General features: G+C 73.4%; 14 protein-coding genes and 4 pseudogenes. 8 read left to right on the forward strand and 10 right to left on the reverse strand.

Going from position 1 to position 17088, the window contains the following annotated elements; genetic code table 11:
• Positions 1 to 14: 14 nt before the first annotated feature.
• Positions 15 to 794 (forward strand): metallophosphoesterase family protein, encoded by a 780-nt coding sequence (locus AC067A_RS04835; RefSeq protein WP_478614625.1) that lies wholly within the window; start codon positions 15 to 17, stop codon positions 792 to 794.
• Between the two features lie 18 nt (positions 795 to 812).
• Here the strand turns inward: AC067A_RS04835 and AC067A_RS04840 are convergent, their stop codons facing one another.
• The 3 genes and pseudogenes from AC067A_RS04840 to AC067A_RS04850 form a co-directional block, all read right to left on the reverse strand.
• A complete protein-coding gene (locus tag AC067A_RS04840) occupies positions 813 to 1265 on the reverse strand; it encodes an iron chaperone (protein WP_478614550.1) in 453 nt (150 codons plus the stop codon).
• Between the two features lie 157 nt (positions 1266 to 1422).
• The gene (locus AC067A_RS04845; protein ID WP_478614552.1) at positions 1423 to 1794 is read right to left on the reverse strand and encodes a hypothetical protein; all 372 of its coding nucleotides are present in this window, start codon (positions 1792 to 1794) and stop codon (positions 1423 to 1425) included.
• Between the two features lie 81 nt (positions 1795 to 1875).
• Positions 1876 to 2434, reverse strand: a pseudogene (locus AC067A_RS04850) (dimethylarginine dimethylaminohydrolase family protein); the annotation flags it as partial.
• A gap of 82 nt (positions 2435 to 2516) precedes the next feature.
• Here AC067A_RS04850 and AC067A_RS04855 point away from each other — a divergent pair.
• The 3 pseudogenes from AC067A_RS04855 to AC067A_RS04865 form a co-directional block, all read left to right on the forward strand.
• Positions 2517 to 2843: pseudogene (locus tag AC067A_RS04855) on the forward strand (hypothetical protein); the annotation flags it as partial.
• A 1-nt stretch (position 2844) separates the two neighbouring features.
• Positions 2845 to 4059 (forward strand): annotated as a pseudogene (locus AC067A_RS04860) (phosphopantetheine-binding protein); the annotation flags it as partial.
• Positions 4060 to 4103: 44 nt separating this feature from the next.
• Positions 4104 to 5187, forward strand: a pseudogene (locus tag AC067A_RS04865) (amidohydrolase); the annotation flags it as partial.
• 33 nt (positions 5188 to 5220) lie between these two features.
• Here the strand turns inward: AC067A_RS04865 and AC067A_RS04870 are convergent.
• Positions 5221 to 6141 carry an adenosine kinase gene (locus tag AC067A_RS04870; protein WP_478614554.1) on the reverse strand — a complete coding sequence of 307 codons (921 nt, stop codon included), beginning with the start codon at positions 6139 to 6141 and terminating at the stop codon, positions 5221 to 5223.
• An 87-nt stretch (positions 6142 to 6228) separates the two neighbouring features.
• A complete protein-coding gene (locus tag AC067A_RS04875) occupies positions 6229 to 7221 on the reverse strand; it encodes a GlxA family transcriptional regulator (protein WP_478614557.1) in 993 nt (330 codons plus the stop codon).
• 88 nt (positions 7222 to 7309) lie between these two features.
• On the opposite strand from AC067A_RS04875, the gene AC067A_RS04880 reads away from it, so the two are divergent.
• The gene (locus AC067A_RS04880) at positions 7310 to 8260 is read left to right on the forward strand and encodes an NADP-dependent oxidoreductase (protein ID WP_478614627.1); all 951 of its coding nucleotides are present in this window, start codon (positions 7310 to 7312) and stop codon (positions 8258 to 8260) included.
• 102 nt (positions 8261 to 8362) lie between these two features.
• Here AC067A_RS04880 and AC067A_RS04885 read toward each other — a convergent pair whose 3' ends face one another.
• The gene (locus AC067A_RS04885) at positions 8363 to 9073 is read right to left on the reverse strand and encodes a LamG domain-containing protein (protein ID WP_478614630.1); all 711 of its coding nucleotides are present in this window, start codon (positions 9071 to 9073) and stop codon (positions 8363 to 8365) included.
• Between the two features lie 283 nt (positions 9074 to 9356).
• Here AC067A_RS04885 and AC067A_RS04890 point away from each other — a divergent pair, with 283 nt between their 5' ends.
• Genes AC067A_RS04890 through AC067A_RS04900 form a run of 3 tightly spaced genes read left to right on the forward strand, consistent with a single transcriptional unit; the run spans position 9357 to position 12086 of the window.
• Positions 9357 to 10931, forward strand: coding sequence for an FAD-dependent monooxygenase (locus AC067A_RS04890; protein WP_478614560.1), 1575 nt, complete (start codon positions 9357 to 9359; stop codon positions 10929 to 10931).
• Between the two features lie 51 nt (positions 10932 to 10982).
• Entirely contained in the window at positions 10983 to 11696 is a 714-nt protein-coding gene (locus tag AC067A_RS04895; protein ID WP_478614562.1) for a TetR/AcrR family transcriptional regulator, read from the forward strand.
• Between the two features lie 42 nt (positions 11697 to 11738).
• Positions 11739 to 12086, forward strand: coding sequence for a hypothetical protein (locus tag AC067A_RS04900; RefSeq protein ID WP_478614565.1), 348 nt, complete (start codon positions 11739 to 11741; stop codon positions 12084 to 12086).
• Positions 12087 to 12157: 71 nt separating this feature from the next.
• On the opposite strand, the gene AC067A_RS04905 is transcribed toward AC067A_RS04900, so the two are convergent.
• The 4 genes from AC067A_RS04905 to AC067A_RS04920 all read right to left on the reverse strand — a co-directional run bounded on the left by AC067A_RS04905 (position 12158) and on the right by AC067A_RS04920 (position 16946).
• On the reverse strand, positions 12158 to 13723 hold the full coding sequence (locus AC067A_RS04905) for a pectate lyase family protein (protein ID WP_478614567.1): 1566 nt from the start codon (positions 13721 to 13723) through the stop codon (positions 12158 to 12160).
• 357 nt (positions 13724 to 14080) lie between these two features.
• Positions 14081 to 15517, reverse strand: coding sequence for a DEAD/DEAH box helicase (locus AC067A_RS04910; protein ID WP_478614569.1), 1437 nt, complete (start codon positions 15515 to 15517; stop codon positions 14081 to 14083).
• Between the two features lie 213 nt (positions 15518 to 15730).
• Positions 15731 to 15934, reverse strand: coding sequence for a cold-shock protein (locus AC067A_RS04915; protein ID WP_057577999.1), 204 nt, complete (start codon positions 15932 to 15934; stop codon positions 15731 to 15733).
• A gap of 226 nt (positions 15935 to 16160) precedes the next feature.
• On the reverse strand, positions 16161 to 16946 hold the full coding sequence (locus AC067A_RS04920) for a DUF817 domain-containing protein (protein WP_478614573.1): 786 nt from the start codon (positions 16944 to 16946) through the stop codon (positions 16161 to 16163).
• Between the last annotated feature and the right edge of the window lie 142 nt (positions 16947 to 17088).

Below are 17088 nucleotides of genomic sequence, written 5' to 3' on the forward strand. Positions count from 1 at the left end.
AACCGAACGGAGCGGTGGTGCGGGTGGCCGCCGTCGGCGACATCCATCTGAGCCCGGACTGCCGGGGCCTGCTCCGCCCGTCGTTCGAGACCCTGCCGCTCTGCGCGGACCTGCTCCTGCTCGCCGGCGACCTCACCCGCCACGGCACCGTGCCGGAGGCCGAGGTGGTCGCGGCGGAGGTCCGCGACCTCGGGGTGCCCGTGGTGGCCGTCCTGGGCAACCACGACTACCACGCGGAGCGCGAGGAGGACATCACGCGGGTCCTCACCGACGCCGGCGTCACCGTCCTGGAGGGAGAGAGCGTGACCCTGCCGGTGGACGGCGTGAAGGTGGGCGTCGCCGGTACGAAGGGCTTCTGCGGCGGGTTCGCCGGCCGCAGCGCCGGGGAGTTCGGCGAACGCGAGATGAAGGAGTTCGTCCGCACCGCGCGCCGGGGCGCCGACGGCCTGCACCGGGCCCTGACCGATCTGTCCGCCGACGACTGCGGGGCGCGGATCGCGCTCACCCACTTCGCCCCGGTGCCCGACACCCTGGCGGGGGAGCCGGTGGAGATCTACCCCTTCCTGGGGAGCTACCTCCTCGCCGAGGCCATCGACGAGGCCGGCGCGGATCTGGCCCTGCACGGCCACGCCCACCTCGGCACGGAGCACGGCATGACGGCGGGCGGGGTACGCGTCCGCAACGTCGCCCAGCCCGTCATCCGCAAGGCGTTCGCCCTCTACCACCTGCCGCTGGCCCGCCCGGGCGAGCGTCGCGGGGCGTCGCGGGAGACCGAGACCAGGGCGTCCGCCTGACCGGGTCCCGGTGTGGGGTCAGCTCACCGCCTGCTTCACGAGGGCGCCGATGCGCTCCTCCACCTCGGGCGTCACCTCGGTGAGCGCGAATCCGGCCGGCCACATCGTGCCCTCGTCGAGGTTCGCCTGGTCGCTGAAACCGAGCGTCGCGTAACGGGCCTTGAACTTCTCGGCGCTCTGGAAGAAACAGACGATCCTGCCGTCCAGAGCGTAGGCCGGCATGCCGTACCAGAGTTTCGGGGCGAGCGTCGGGGCGCTGGCCGTGACGACGGCGTGGACGCGTTCGGCGAGGACCCGGTCGGTGTCCTTCATCTCGGCGATCTTGGCCAGGACGTCCCGCTCCGCTTCGGCCGCCTTGTCCGCGCGCGAGCTGCGGCGCGCGGCCGTCTTCTGCTCCTTGGCGTGGTCCTTCATCGCGGCCCGCTCCTCGGCCGAGAACCCCTCGTACGTTCCGCTTTCGGTCTTGCCCATGGCAGATTCCCCCTTGAGGGTGTGGCGATCGGGATCTCGAGACGGGACTGTAGCCCGGCAGATCACCGGCGCCCGTCATAACGCGCTGGTTCCACCACTGTTGTCGTATCCGCTGCCGAATGCCTTCACTTTCTTGTACCGCGCGGTCACCGCGGTGTCACGAGGGTGCGGAGGTGAGGTGGTGGTGCACGCGCCGCAGGAGGGAGGCGAGTTGGCGTCGCTCGTCCTCGCCGAGCGGGCCGAGGACCTCGTCGTCCGTCGCCGCGATCTCCGCGCTCAGGCTCGCCAGGGAGGCCCCGCCCCGCCGGGTCAGGCGGACCACGACGCGGCGCCGGTCGGCGGGATCGCGGACGCAGCCCACGTCGCCGCGGGCCACGAGGTCGTTGACGATCTTCACGAGGGACAGGTCGGCGCCGGCGAGCGACCCGAAGACCTGCGCCCAGTCGGTCGGCACGTTCGAGATGCCGACGAGGGTGAAGCGGTTGCCCGTCGGGTCGTGCGCCGTACCCGAGATCACCGGCTGTTCCATCAACTCTTCCTTGGTGTCCGGCCGGTGCGTCGGAGACACCCCGGCGACGCGCCCCGGGACCGTCCGGGGCACGTCGGGGTTTCAGGAGGCCGTACGCAGCTCCAGCGTGCAGCACTTGACGCTGCCGCCGGCCTTGAGGAGCTCCGAGAGGTCCACTCCGACGGGACGGAAGCCCCGCTCGCGCAACTGCTCGGTCAGCGCGGTGGCGTTGTGGGGCAGGACCACGTTCAGGCCGTCGGACGTGGCGTTGAGGCCGAAGACCGCCGCGTCCTGTTCCGTGGCGACGACGGCGTCCGGGAACAGCCGCCGCAGCACGGCCAGGCTGCCCGCGGAGAAGGCCGCCGGGTAGTAGGCGATCGTCGTCTCGTCGAGCACGGTGAGCGCGGTGTCCAGGTGGTAGTCCGGGTCGACGAGCGTGAGGCCGATGACGGGACGTCCGAAGAACTCCTGCGCCTCGTCGTGCGAGCGCGGGTCGCTGCGGAACCCGGTTCCCGCGAGCAGCCATTCGCCGGCCAGGAGGTAGTCGCCCTCGCCCTCGTTGACGAACTCCGGCCGTACGGAGGTCGGGGAAGCCGTGGTCGCGCAGCCAGTCGTGGTAGGCGGGGCCTTCCGCGATGCGCTCGGCGTCGCGGAACCGGGTGAGGGCCAGGCCGTGGTTGCGGCCGGTGCGGGCGTCCGCTCCGGCGACGATCACGACCCCGTCGCCCTCGCGGTAGAAGAGCTGGTCGGCCTGGCTGTTCCTGGAGGAGCTGTTCACGCTGTACGAGCGGGCCGGCGACGCGACCGGGCTGCCGCTGCCCGGCTCCTACCGCGACTACCTGGCGTGGCTGGACGCCCAGGACACCACGGCGGCCCTGGAGGCCTGGCGCGGGGCGCTCGCCGGGTTCGACGAGCCGACCCTGGTCGCGCCCTCCGGCCGCGACGCCGGCCCGGTCATCCCGGTGGACTTCGACGCCCACCTCAGCGCCGGGAGCAGCGACCGGCTGCGCGCCCTCGCCCGGCGTCACGGACTCACCCTGAACACCGTCCCGAACGCGGCCTGGGGGCTGGGGCAGCCGGATGTACCGCACCGGCGACCGCGCCCGCTGGCGCGCCGACGGGAACCTCGACTTCCTCGGCCGCGTCGACACCCAGGTGAAGATCCGCGGCTTCCGCATCGAACTCGGCGAGATCGAGGCCGCGCTCGCCGCCCACCCGTCGGTCGCGCAGGCCGCGGTCCTGCCCGACCGCGACGGCGACATCGTCCGCCTCGTCGGCTACGCCGTCCCCGAGACGGGACCCGGCGCGCCGCAGCGGCCCGACCCACGGGAACTGCGCGCCCACGTCGCCGGGCAGCTGCCCGAGTACATGGTCCCCGCGCTCGTCGTCCCCCCGGAGGGCCCGCTGCCGCTGACGCCCAACGGCAAGCTGGACCGCGCGGCGCTGCCCGCGCCGGACTGGTCGGGGATGACCGGGGACGCGGGACCGGCGACGCCCACGCAGGCCCGGATCGCCGGGCTGTTCCGCGAGATCCTCAAGCTCGACGACGTCGGCGTGCACGACAGCTTCTTCGCGCTCGGCGGCCACTCCATGGCCTCGATGCGGCTCCTCGGCCGGATCCGGACCGAGTTCGGCGTCGAACTGACCATCCGGGACGTCTTCGACGCCCTCACCGTCGCAGGCATCGCCGGCAAGCTCGACGGAGCCGCCGCCGCCCGCCCCGCCCTGCGGCCGGGCGACGCGCCGGGCGTCGGAGACGCTTCCGCGGCCGCGCCCGTATAGCGGGCGCAGTGGCACGCGTACCGGCGCCGTCCCGGCTTCGACCACGCGCTGGTGCTGCGCTCGCCCGGCGGCCTCGACGCCCGGGCTCTCGCGGCGGCGCTCACCGACGTCACGGACCGCCACGAACCCCTGCGCACGGCGTTCGGCGAAGACGACGGCGGTCCGGTCCCGCGACCCGCCGCGCCCCCGGCCCTCGCCGTCGAGGAGTGCGACGACGTCGACGCCCGGGTGGCCGAACTCGCCGGGGGAGCACCCGACTTGGAGCGGGAGACCCCGCTGCGCGTCCGGCTGCTCACCGGCGCGGACGGGACCCAGGCGGTGCTCCTGACCGCGCACTACCTGGCGGTCGACGAATGGTCGGTGGTCCCGCTGCTCCGCGACCTCACCACGGCCTACGCCGCCCGCGCGGCGGGCCGGGCCCCCGACGGGGGTCCGCTCCCGGTGACGTACACCGACTACACCCGCTGGGCCCAGGCGGTACGCCCCCGCCCCCGCGGGCACCGCGGCGGCCCCGACCACCTGACGACGACGAACCGGACGGACCGACGATGCTCTGCACGCGGCTGACGAACGCGCACATCCTCACCATGGACCCCGACCACCCCGTCGCCCACGACCTCGGCATCTGGCGGGGCCGCGTCGTCGGCCTCGACGAGGCCGTCACCGGGCTCCCCGCCCGCGAGGTCGTCGACCTCCAGGGCGCCACCGTCCTGCCCGGGTTCATCGACAGCCACGTCCACCTCGCCTGGGCCGGACTGAAGGCCGGCACCCCCGGCATCGCCCCCTGCGCACGCGTCGAGGACGTGCTCGCCGTCGTCGAGGAGGCCACCGCCCGCAAGGCCGCGCCCGGCGGCTGGGTCGACATCGCCAGCTACGACCAGCGGGCCCTCGGCCGCCACCTGACCGCCGCCGAACTCGACCGGGTCAGCCAGGGGCGGAAGGTGTTCGTGATGCACGACTCGGGCCACGCCTGCGTCGTCAACAGCGCCGTCCTCGACCTGCTCCCGGCCGACGTCCCCCACCAGGACGGCTTCCTGGCCGAGAGCGCGATGACCGCCGTGCGCCGGCTGCGGCTGCCGTACTCCCAGGAGGAACTGGCCGACGCGATCGAGCACGCCGGGCGCGCCTGCCTCGCCGAGGGCGTCACCGCCTGCGCCGAGGCGGGCATCGGCGGCGGCCTCCTCGGGCACAGCCCGGTGGAACTCGGCGCCCACCAACTCCTCAGGGACCGTGGCCGGTTGCCGCTGCGGGTCCAGCTCATGGCCGCCGGCGACACCCTCCGTCCGGTCGGCGCCCACGCCGACGACGGCATCCCGCGCTCCCTCGACCTCGGCCTGCGCACCGGCTTCGGCGACGACTGGCTGTCCCTGGGCGCCCTCAAGATCTACACGGACGGCGGCATGATGGCCCGCACGGCCGCGCTCACCGCCCCGTACGAGGGCACCACCCACACCGGACAGCTCCAGGACGCCCCGGAGCGGCTTGACGGAACTGGTCGTGGACGGCCACCTCGCGGGATGGCAGCTCGCCGTCCACGCGATCGGCGACCGCGCCGCCGACCTCGCGCTCGACGCGCTGGAGCGCGCCCAGACGCTACGACCCCGCCCGGACGCCCGCGAAGGGAAGCGGCACCAGGAGAGTCCTGCCGAGCCGACCGAAGCCCCGTCAGCTCGCGTCGTGTGAACGGGAAGGGGCGACCGCGACCTCCCGCAGGAGTGTCGCGCGGTCGACGGCGTCGGTCGCGGTCGCCGGTACGGTGCAGGCGTGCGCGCCGGCCACCGCGCCGTAGAGGGCGCAGCGGTCCAGGTCCTCGCCCGTCAGGCGGCCGTAGAGGAAGCCGGCGGCGAAGGCGTCGCCCGCGCCGTTGGAGTCGACGACCGGCCCCCGGGGCGCGACGGCCGGCACGTGGACGAGACCGGCGGCGCTGAGCACGTACGCGCCTTCGGCGCCGGCGGTGGCGATCACGACCTCGGCCCGCCCCCGCTCCAGGATCCGGTGCATGGTCTTCTCCCGGTCGGGCAGGGCCGTGGAGGAGACGAAGACGATGTCGGAGCCGTAGGCGAACGGCTCGTGGTACGGGTTCTCGCCGTCCCAGTCGTGGAGGTCGGTGGAGAGGGTGAGGCCCGCCTCGCGGAGCAGGGGGAGGGCGAAGGCGCAGGGGTGGGTGATCGAGACGTGCGCGTGGCGGCTCGCCGAGGCCAGCGTGCCGACCAGCTCCGCGGGCAGCCGGTCGGACTCCGGGGAGCGGCTGTCGTCGTAGAGCGAGAGCCGCCGGCCGTCGGGGGCGACGAGGTTGACGGCCCGCTTGGTGCCGCCGGGGACCTCGGTGAATCCGATGCCGTGGTCGCGGTGGAACGCCCGGACGAGATCGCCCGGTACGTCGTCACCGATCAGGTCGATGTGGTGCGTCCGCAGTCCGAGCGAGCTCAGTCCGAGCGCCACGAAGTCGCCGGTCTGCCCGGCACGGGTCTCGATGCCGGGCCGGATCATGTAGCTGTCGGCGTACGGAAGGGGGAGCTCGGGCACGTACACGATCGTGTCGACGCCCGCTCCTCCGAGGACGAGGACGTCGTACTCGCTGCTCATCGCTGTTCTCCTCGGTGCGCCGGCTTCCGTGGGTCGCAGGCGAGTCAAACAGCCCGAACCAGGCTCGGCAAGATGTTGCCGCAAGTTTCAGAAAGACGCCGGCACGGCATCGGTCGCCCCGGCGTCGGCCGTGACCCCGCCGCGGAAGGTGCGGCGGTAGGCGAGCGGGGTCACGCCGATGGCGGCGTGCAGGTGCTGGCGCAGTGAGGTGCCGGTGCCGAAGCCGACCTGCCCCGCGATGTCGTCCACGGGCAGGTCGGTGGACTCCAGGAGGTGCCTGGCCCGCGCGACCCGCTGCTGGATCAGCCACCGCCCGGGGCTCATGCCGACCTCCTCGTCGAACCGGCGGGCGAAGGTGCGCAGGCTCATCCGGGCGTGCGCGGCGAGCTCGGTGAGGGTGATCGGCCCGTGCAGGTTCTCCAGGGCCCACTGCCGGGTCGCGGAGGTGTCGTTGGCCGTGGCCTCGGGCACGGGCTGCTCGATGTACTGCGCCTGCCCGCCGTCCCGCCACGGCGGTACGACGCACATCCGTGCCACCCGGTTGGCGACGGCGGTGCCGTGGTCCTTCCGTACGAGGTGGAGGCAGACGTCCACTCCCGACGCGGCGCCCGCCGAGGTCAGCACGGAGTCGTCGTCGACGAAGAGGACGTCCGGGTCGAGGGTGATGTCCGGGTACCAGGAGCGGAAGGTGTCGGTGAGCGCCCAGTGCGTCGTGGCGGGGTGGCCGTCGAGCAGGCCGGCCGCGGCGAGGATGAACGCGCCCGTGCAGATGGACACCAGCCGAACCCGCGGCGGCAGGAGGGCGAGCGCTCCGGCGACCCCGGCCGGCAGCTCGCGGGAGAGGACGCCGAGGTCGAAGGGCGGCAGCACCACCGTGTCGGCGGTGGCCAGCGCCTCGGGCCCGTGCTCGACGGTCACCGAGAAGTCGGCGTTCGTGCGGACCGGCCCCCCGTCCACCGAGCAGGTCACCACCTCGTAGAGATCGCCGAGGGTGCCGAAGACCCGGTTGGGGATGCCCAGCTCGAAGGGGTACACCCCGTCCAGGGCGAGGACGACGACGCGGTGGGGCCGACGGCTCATGGCAGAATCCCTTCGAAAGATGGCAATCATGCCATGGTACGGGACCGGGCCTCCGGCGACGCTGGTGTGCATGACGAATCACCGCACCATGCGCGCCATCAGCCAGGACGTCCACGGAGCCCCCGAGGTGCTCCGGGAGACCGTGCTGCCGCGGCCCGAGCCGGGCCTGAACCAGATCCTCGTCGCCGTCCGCGCGGCCGGCGTCAACCCGACCGACTGGAAGCACCGCTCCGCCGGCCTCTTCCTCGGCGACCGCCTCCCGCTGGTCCTCGGCTGGGACGTCTCCGGCGTCGTCGAGGCCGTCGGATACGGCGTGACCGTCTTCAAGCCGGGCGACGAGGTCTTCGGGATGCTGCCGTACCCGTACGGCGTCGGCTCCCACGCCGAGTACGTGACCGGCCCCGCCCGCGCCTTCGCCCACAAGCCGGCCGGCATCGACCACATCCAGGCCGGCGCCCTTCCGCTCGCCGCGCTCACCGCCTACCAGGCGATCGTCGACACCGCCCGCGTCGCCCCCGGGCAGCGCGTCCTGATCCACGCGGCGGCCGGCGGAGTCGGCCACCTCGCCGTCCAGATCGCCAAGGAGCGGGGCGCGTACGTCATCGGCACCGCCAGCGCTCCCAAGCACGACTTCGTGCGCTCCCTCGGTGCCGACGAGGTGATCGACTACCGCACCACCGACTTCGCCGAGGCCGTCGGGGACGTCGACATGGTCCTCGACCCCCTCTCCGGAGACACCCGTGTCCGCTCGCTCGACGTCCTCCGTCCCGGCGGAACGCTGGTCTCGCTCCTCCCCGGCACCGACCCCGACGAGCCGGCGAAGGCCGCGGCCCGCGGCGTACGCGTCGAGACCCTCCTCGTCGAGGCCGACCACGCCGGCATGAACGCCGTCGCCGCCCTCGCCGAGTCCGGCGCCTTGCGGGCCCACGTCGAGGCCGTCTTCCCCCTCGCCGACGCCGCCAAGGCCCACGCCCTCGGCGAGACGGACCGGACCACCGGCAAGATCGTCCTCGTCACGGCAGACACGGACGCCGGCTGACCCGGCGCGGACGCCGTCTTGCCCGGCCCGGGTGCCGTCCGGCCCGGCGCGGACGCCGGCTGACCCGACCCGGGTGCCGGTCCCCGGCACCCGGCACCCGGCTCAGGGTGCGGGCGGACGGCCGCCCTGGGCGGGGACGGTCCGGGACCGGCCGGACGGCGGCCGGTACACGCGCAACTCCGCCACCTCGTACGACATCTCGGACGTGTCGCGGTCGGGTGCCGGGTGGTAACGGCCCGCGCAGACCGACAGGTTCACGATCAGATGGGCCCGCCAGGAGCGCCCCACCCCCCGGCGGTCGTCGAAGACCCGCACGCCGTTGACCCACCAGACGACCGAGCGGGCGCCGAGTTCGACCCGCAGGTCGACCCAGGCGCCCGGCCGGACGGCCGGGTCCCGGAAGTAGTGGTAGCGCCCCTTGACCCGGTTGGAGAGCTCCAGCAGGTCCGGGTTGTCGGGGTGGTACTCGAAGACGTCGACCTCCTGGCCGCCGTCGAGCCAGGTCCAGATGGCGGGCCAGGCCCCGGTCTCCACCGGCAGCCGCACGCGCGCCACCAGGACGTCTCCGGCCCGCGCCAGAAAGCCCTCGCGGCTGCCCTCGGTCGTGAGGAGTCCGGTGTCCCAGTCGCCGTCCGGACGCGGGGTCGCGCGGAAGACGCCGGTGCGGCTGTACGCGGGATCCTCCACCAGGTGGTCGAGCTTGTTGTCGCCGTGATTGGTCGGGCCGCCGTCGGGATAGGCCCACGAACGGCCGGCGACCCACTGGTCGGCGGAGGAGAAGTCCGCGTCGAGCACGAGGTACTCCGGGGACAGGGCGGGGGCCGTCCCGGCCGGACCGGCCCCGGTCCCGCGTCGCAGGAGCCGGTCGAAGAGATCGGACAGCACGGGCACGCTCCTTTCGTGCGGGCGTCCACCGGCCCGCGGGCGATCCGTCCCACTTTCCACCGCGCGCCCGATGGGCGTGCCGGGTTGGCGAGAAGTCGTCACGACCTTCACTCGTCTTGATTGCGGTCACGCCGTATCCATTAATTCGGATACGCTGTATCCGTAAATCAGGTGCGCGTTCCCGCGAGCGGGAACCGACGAAGGGAGCGGCATGGACCGGACAGCCACCACGAAGGCCGAGAGCGACGTGATCGTCGTCGGCGCCGGGCCCGTCGGGCTCGCCCTCACCCTCGACCTGGCCCGGCGCGGCCTCGCGGTACGCCTCCTGGAACGCGACCGGGGGAGGTTCGAGGGCTCGCGTGCCAAGGGGATCCAGCCGCGCACCCTCGAAGTCCTCGACGACCTCGGACTGGCCGAGGCCGCCCTCGCGGCAGGCGGCGACTACCCGTCGATGGGGCTGCACCTCGGCCCCTGGACCAAGACCTGGCGCATGCACGCCGGCGCTCCCGACGGCGCCGGCACCCCGTACGCCGACGTCCTCCTGCTCCCTCAGTACGCCACCGCCCGCCTCCTCCACGACGCGGTCGAACAGCTCGGCGTACGCGTCGACTTCGGCGCCCGAGCCGTCGGGATCACCCAGGACGACGACGGCTGCGCGGTGCGCCTGGAAGACGGGCGGCTGCTCACCGCCCGGTACGTCGTCGGCGCCGACGGCGGCTCGAGCACCGTGCGCAGGGCCGCGGGCATCGCCTTCGAGGGCACCACCGACGAGACCGACCGGATGCTCCTCGTCGACGCGGCGGTCGACGGCCTCTCCCGTGACCGCTGGCACGTCTGGCCCCGCGCCCGGGGACGCGCCGTCGCGGCCTGCCCCCTGCCCGGCGGAGACCGTTTCCAGATCATGATCAAGGTCCGGCCGGGCGAAGCCACCGACGCCCAGGACCTCACCGACGCCGCCCTCGCCGCACTCTTCCGCCGCCGGGTCGGCCGCTCCCTCGGCCTCCGCGACATCAGCTGGTCCTCGGTGTTCCGGCCCAACGTCCGCCTCGCCCGGCGCTACCGCGACCGCAGGCTCCTGCTGTGCGGCGACGCCGCCCACGTCCACACCCCCGCCGGCGCACAGGGCCTCAACACCGGCGTCCAGGACGCCCACAACCTCGGCTGGAAACTCCAGCAGGTCCTCGCCGGCGCCGACGACACCCTCCTCGACACCTACGAGGGCGAGCGGCGGCCCGTCGCCGCCCAGGTCCTCGGCCGCACCACCGAGCTCTACGAAGGCCTCCGCCGCGCCCGACCGGGCAAGCTCACCCGCGGACAGGACGAACACCAGCTCGCCGTCTCCTACTTCGGAGGCCCCCTCGCCCCGACCGACGCGCCCCGCACCACCCGTCTCCGCCCCGGCGACCGCGCCCCCGACGCGACCCTGCCCCACCCCACCCCCACGGCGCGCACCCTCTTCGACCTCTACCGCGGCCCGCACTTCACCGCCCTCGCCTTCGGCGCCCGCGCCGAGGCCGCGGTGGCCCGCCTCCCGTGGCCGACCGCCGGTGCCCCGCTGCGCCGCCACACCGTCCTCACCCGCACCACCGCCCGCACACCGGCGGAAGCGGCCCTGCTCACCCCGTACGGCATCACGGAGGACACCGTCCTGCTCGTCCGCCCCGACGGGTACGTCGGCACCGTCGCCCCGGTGGACCGGACCGGCGACGTCCGGATCCCCGCCGCCTTCGGGCCGCACGGCCCCGGCGGGTACGGTGGCCAGCGCACCACCGACGGCCGCCGGTAGCCGCGCACGGCTCACGGCGGCACCCGCGCAGCGAGGGAGAAGCACCACCCCATGGCCGCCACCCCAGCACCCCCCGGCAGCCCCGCCTGGTGGGCGGCACGCCCCGCCCCCGCCCCCGCCGGGGAACGCCGGCGCGGCCGCCCCTCGCTCGACACCGCGCACATCGTCGCCACCGCCCTGCGCCTCGTCGACGAGCACGGCACCCAGGCCTTCTCGCTGCGCCTGCTCGCCGAGGCCCTGGACTCGGGCACCGCCACCCTCTACCGCCACTTCGACGGCAAGGACGAGATCCTCGCGTACGTCGTCGACCGCGTCCTCGGCGAGACCGTCCTCGACGACCTCGCCGAACGCGCCGACTGGCGGGAGGCGCTCACGGTCACCGCGCACCGCTTCCACGACACCCTGCGCGCCCACCCCCACGCCCTGCCGCTCCTCATCGCCCAGGTGCCCGTCGGCCCCCACGGACTCGCCCAGCGCGAGCGCGTCCTGAGCGCCCTCCTCGCCCACGGCCTCCCGGTGGACCTCGCCGCCCGGGCCTTCACCGCCGTCACGCACTACGTCATCGGCTTCACCGCCCAACAGCACGGCCCCGCGGCCGCCCCCGACGACGGACCCCGGCTCGCCGCCTTCTACCGAGGGCTCGACCCGGCCGCGTACCCCGCTCTCCTCCGGGCCGCCCGGACCCTCACCTCGGTCCCCCTGGACGAGGAGTTCGCCTTCGGCCTCGGTCTCATCGTCCACGGGCTCGACCGCCTCCACCCCTGAGCGGGCACCGCGCAACGGCCGCCGCCCCGGGTCGTCGACCACGTGGACGGGGCGGGCCGCGACGGGCTCCACCACATCGCCGGCGTCATCGCCAAGCGGTACGAGCAGGAGGCCGTGCTCACCTTCCGCTGTCTGCCCAGGAGTTCGCCGGAGACCGACGCCGTGGAGATCGAGGTCCCCGGCGTCTCCGTGAGCGCCCTGCGCGAGGCTCTGGTCGCCGACCCCGAGGCGCGCGAACGGCTCGGCGGCGGATCGGTCACCCTCGACGGCCGGCTGATCCTCGTCGCCCCGGTCGCGGACCTGCCGCTCGCCCGCGCGTTCACGGCCGGACTCGGAGCGGACCGGGGCCGGGCGGAAGTGCGCTACGGGGACCGCGAGTTCGTGAGCTGACCCGTCCGATGACACGACGGGGCCCGCCGGGTCCGGGCATCCGGACCCGGCGGGCCGTCGTCGTGCGGCGGTCAGGCGTAGGTCTCGAACTCGGCCACCTGCGGTGTACCGGTCGAGCCGGTGATCTCGAAGGTGATCTTGCTCAGTGCGGTACGGGCGAAGCCGATGACCCCGGCTCCGCTGCCGGAGGTCAGGACCGCGCCGGTGTCGGCGTTGACGACGCGCCAGGCGCCGATGCGGCCCGCGGCGCCCGATGTCTCCTTGATGACGACGCTGGACACGGACGTGGGGGAGCCCCACTTGATCGAGACGGAGCCGGTCGTCCCGGCCGGCGACCAGTAGGTGCTCAGGCTGCCGTCCCGGACGTTGCCGTAACTCGTCCCGTCGGCCTTGCTCGAGCCGTCGGACCCGGCGCCGATGCTGAGGTTGGTCCCGGAGGGCGGGGTCGTGGTGGGCGGGGTGGTGGGTGTCGTGGGTGTGGGTGTGGGTGTCGGCGTGGGGGTCGGGGTCGGGGTCGGCGTGGGGTTCTGCGGTGAGCAGGAGCCGTCCGACACGAGGACTCCCTTGCCCGCGCCCGCCGTGCGGCTCACGACGCTCGGCACGCAGCTCGCCGGGTCGGGGCTGAAGGCGTACGGGATGGTGACGCTCGTGTTGGACTGGGGGTCGGGGCCGGCCGGGTTGTTCTCGGTGCCGCGGCTCGACCAGCTGACGTTGTCGTAGATGTTGCCGCTGACCTGCCAGTACCCGGCGGCGTCGGTGTAGAAGGTGCCCAGGACGTCCTTGGAGTCCTCGAAGTAGTTGCTGTCCACCCTGGCGCGGGCGCCCGCCCGCGAGTTGATGCCGGACTCGTTGAGGCTCAGGTAGTGGTTGTTGTACATGTGGGCGACGCCGCCACGCAGCAGGGGAGCACGGGAGTCGATGTTCTCGTACAGGTTGTGGTGGTAGGTGATGAAGCTGTTCGACAGGTCGGTCTCACTGGAACCGACGAGGCCTCCGCGGCCGGAATTACGCAGAATGCTGTACGACAGGGTCACGTACTGGGTGTTGTCCTTCATGTCGAAGAGGCCGTCGAAGCCCTCGGACTCGCCGCCCGACGCCTCGAGGGTGGTGTGGTCGACCCAGACGTTGCGGACGGTGCTCTCCATGCCGATGGCGTCGCCGCCGTTGGACGTGGGCGAGCCCGACTTCTTGACGTTCCGGACGGTCACGTTCTGGATGATGATGTTGCTCGCGTCGCGCAGGTGGATGCCCAGCTGGTCGAAGACGGCACCGCTGCCCACCCCGACGATCGTGACGTTGCTGATCTGCTTGAGTTCGATCACGCCGGCGGCGGTGTTGCAGCTCTCGCCCGACACCTTGGCCGTGTTCGCGTGGTTGATCGTCCCTTCCACCTGGATGGTGATCGGCGTGCTGCTGCTGGCCCGGCCGCAGAGGGCCGCGTGGATCGCGGTTCCCGTGGTGGCCCGTACGGTCGTGCCGCCCGCGCCGCCCGTGGTGCCGCCGTTCTGGGTCGCGTAACCGGTGACGCCGCCGGTCGCCGCCGATGCCTCGGGCATCGTCAGGACCACGCCGGTCACGGTCGCCAGGGCCATCGCCGCCAGCGCCGCGTGGAGTCGCAGTGCGACTGGTCGTCTCATCCTCGCCTTCCTTCTCGCATGCGCCCCCCTCGCGTGGGGAAAGCGCTTTCTGTCGGCGACGATAGGGGCGCCCCTCGTGGCTGGCAAGGCTCTGTGCCGTGGCGGAATCGTGTCGAAGATCGACAGGAGCCGTGGGTGACGGGAGCGTCGAGCAAGGGCGTTGGGGACCGGCGGCACCCCGCCGAGCAGGACGCCGCCGCGAAGGGGCAGGTACGGGGAAGGGGCACCCGTCAGGAACGGTCGCCAGCGGGAAGGGGCGCCGCCGGGAAGGTCAGCTGCCGGGAAGAGGCGCCTGCCGGGAACGGTCGCCCCCGGGAAAGGGGCAGCCCCCGGGGAAAGGGCAGCCGCCGGGAAGGGTCAGCCGCCGCGGCGGACGCGCGCGGCCTGGCGGGCCTCGGCGGTCTTGCGGGCCTCGGTGGCGCGCCGGGACTCGTTCTTGGCGCGGCCCGGGCGGCCGGGGACGGTGCCGATGCCGCGGAAGGCCGCACCGCCGCGCTTGGGGCCCTCCTGGGTCGGCGCGGCGCCGTCGACGGGCACGCCCGAGGGGGTGCGGGCGCCGGTGATGCGGCTCAGTTCGGCCTCGCCCGAGCGGACCTGGGTGACCTTCGGGCGGATGCCCGCGTCCGCCATGAGGCGGGCCACGTCCCGGCGCTGTTCCGGGGTGGCCAGGGTGACGACGAGACCGGACTCGCCGGCGCGCGCGGTCCGGCCGCCGCGGTGCAGGTAGTCCTTGTGGTCGGCGGGCGGGTCGACGTTGACGACGAGGTCGAGCTCGTCGACGTGGATGCCGCGCGCCGCGACGTTGGTGGCGACCAGGACGGGCACCTCGCCGCTCTTGAAGCGGGCCAGGGTGCGGGTCCGCAGCGGCTGCGACTTGTCGCCGTGCAGAGCCGCCGCGCGTACGCCGCTGCCGAGCAGGTGGCGGGTGAAACGGTCGACGGAGTGCTTGGTGTGCAGGAACATGATCACGCGCCCGTCGCGGGCGGCGATCTCCGTGGCCGTGGCGAACTTGTCGGCGCCGTGCACGTGCAGCACGTGGTGCTCCATGGTGGAGACGGTGGCGGCCGACGGGTCGACGGAGTGGACGACCGGGTCCTCGAGGTAGCGCTCCACGACGAGGTCGACGTTGCGGTCGAGCGTGGCCGAGAACAGCATCCGCTGGCCCTCGCCGCCCACACGGTCGAGGATCTCCGTGACCTGGGGCAGGAACCCCAGGTCGGCCATCTGGTCGGCCTCGTCCAGGACGGTGACGGTGACCCGCTCCAGACGGCAGTCCTTGCGCTCCACGAGGTCCATCAGCCGGCCCGGCGTGGCGACGAGGACCTCGACGCCGTCGCGCAGCGCGGTGGCCTGCCGGCCGATCGACATGCCGCCCACCACGGTGGCCGTGCGCAGCTTCAGGGCGGCGGCGTACGGGGCGAGCGCGTCCGTGACCTGCTGGGCCAGCTCGCGGGTGGGGACCAGGACGAGGGCCAGCGGCTTGCGGGCCTCCGCCCGGCGCCCGGCCGTGCGCGCCAGCAGCGGCAGGCCGAAGGCGAGGGTCTTGCCGGAGCCGGTCCGCCCGCGACCGAGCACGTCCCGGCCCGCGAGGGCGTCGGGCAGGGTCGCGGCCTGGATCGGGAACGGTGTGGTGACGCCCTCGCGGGCCAGTACGTCCAGGACCGCGGCCGGCAGGCCGAGGTCGGTGAAGGCGGTGACGGCGGGGAGCGCCGGGGTGGCGGTCGGCGGCGTCGTGAATTCGTCCTTCGGCGCGGAACCGCGGCGTGCCCGGTCCGTGCGGGGGGTGCTGTTCATGGGGGACCTTCCTCGAAACGGTGCGTTTCGAGGGAATTCGCGACGGGCCGTGGCCCGTGAATCACCAGAACGTACCGAACGCCAATTGCGTACGGATCCGGCCACGCCGACGTGGGGAAAGCGGCGTCCGGTCCGTGAAAAAGCCGGAAAAGACAACGAGCCGAGGCCCTCACCACGACGGTGAGGGCCCCGGCTGCGTCGGACGTGTCAACGTCAGGCGGGGAGGATGTTCTCCGCCTGCGGGCCCTTCTGGCCCTGCGTGACGTCGAAGGTCACCTTCTGGCCTTCCTGGAGCTCACGGAAGCCGGAGGTGGCGATGTTGGAGTAGTGGGCGAAGACGTCCGGGCCGCCACCCTCCTGCTCGATGAAGCCGAAGCCCTTTTCGCTGTTGAACCACTTCACGGTGCCAGAGGCCATGTCAAATCTCCTTCGGGGCGTAACCCGGGAAGCCACACCGTGCGGCACCCGGCGTCGCCGTGATGATTGCCCCGTCGGAAAACTGCACCGAAAACACATAAAGTGCCTGACGATGGATCCACCGTCGAAGGCACTCATAAGTTCTTTGGGAACCACAACTGCAACTGCTGTCGACTGTAGCACGTCGTCCGCCATGGTGCACGAACGCCTCGGTGTGCGGAATTGCCTATTCGCGCACCGGGTCCGAGGGGAAGAGATTCCTCGCCCGGTGCGCCGTCAGGACGAAGGTGACCGTGATGAGGAGGGTCCACGCGCCGAACTTCGCGAGGGACACCGGCCGCCAGCCGTCGAGTTGGTCGGGATAGCTCCACGCGCCGACGTAGGTGGCCGCGTTCTCCGCGATCCACAGGAAGAAGCCGATCAGGACGAACGAGAGGGCCAGCGGCATCCGGAGGTCGTCCGCGCCCACCCGGAACCGCACCCAGGTGCCCGCCGTGGCGGCGAGCAGCAGCGCGGCGAGGACCCAGCGGGCGTCGGGCAGCCAGTGGTGGCTGAAGAAGTTCACGTACACGGCGCCGGCGAGGACCGCCGTCACCCGCGGCCGGTAACCGGTCAGCCGCAGGTCGAACAGGCGCCAGGCCCGGCAGACGTAGCTGCCCACGGCGGCGTAGAGGAACCCTCCGTACAGGGGGACGCCGCCGAACTTGGTCAGCGCGTCCTCCGGATAGCTCCACGAGCCCATCCGTACCTTGACCAGCTCGAAGAGCAGGCCGACGGCGTGGCAGCCGGCGATCACCGCCACGTCCCGGCCGGTGTCCCAGCCGAGCCTCCACGCCAGGACGGTGAGCCCGGTCCCGTAGAGCAGGAGCAGGTCGTAGCGGGCGACGGGCAGCCCGGGCAGCAGGGTGGACGCGGCGATGCCCGCGACCAGCGCGACGGCGAAGGCGCAGCAGCGCACCTCCAGGGCCGTGAACCGCAGCAGCTGTCGTGTCGCGTACATGAGCGTCTTCATGGCGGGAGGGACGCGGGAGCGACCCGTTCGGTTCGCCGTCCGGGCAGGCCGCGCGGGCCGGAGACGGCGGCGGGGGCGCCCCCCCCCCGGGGGGGGGGGGGGGGGGGGCGGGCCCGGGGGGGGGGGGGGGGGGGGGGGCGAC

It is taken from the genome of Streptomyces sp. NPDC043176 (assembly GCF_056436715.1).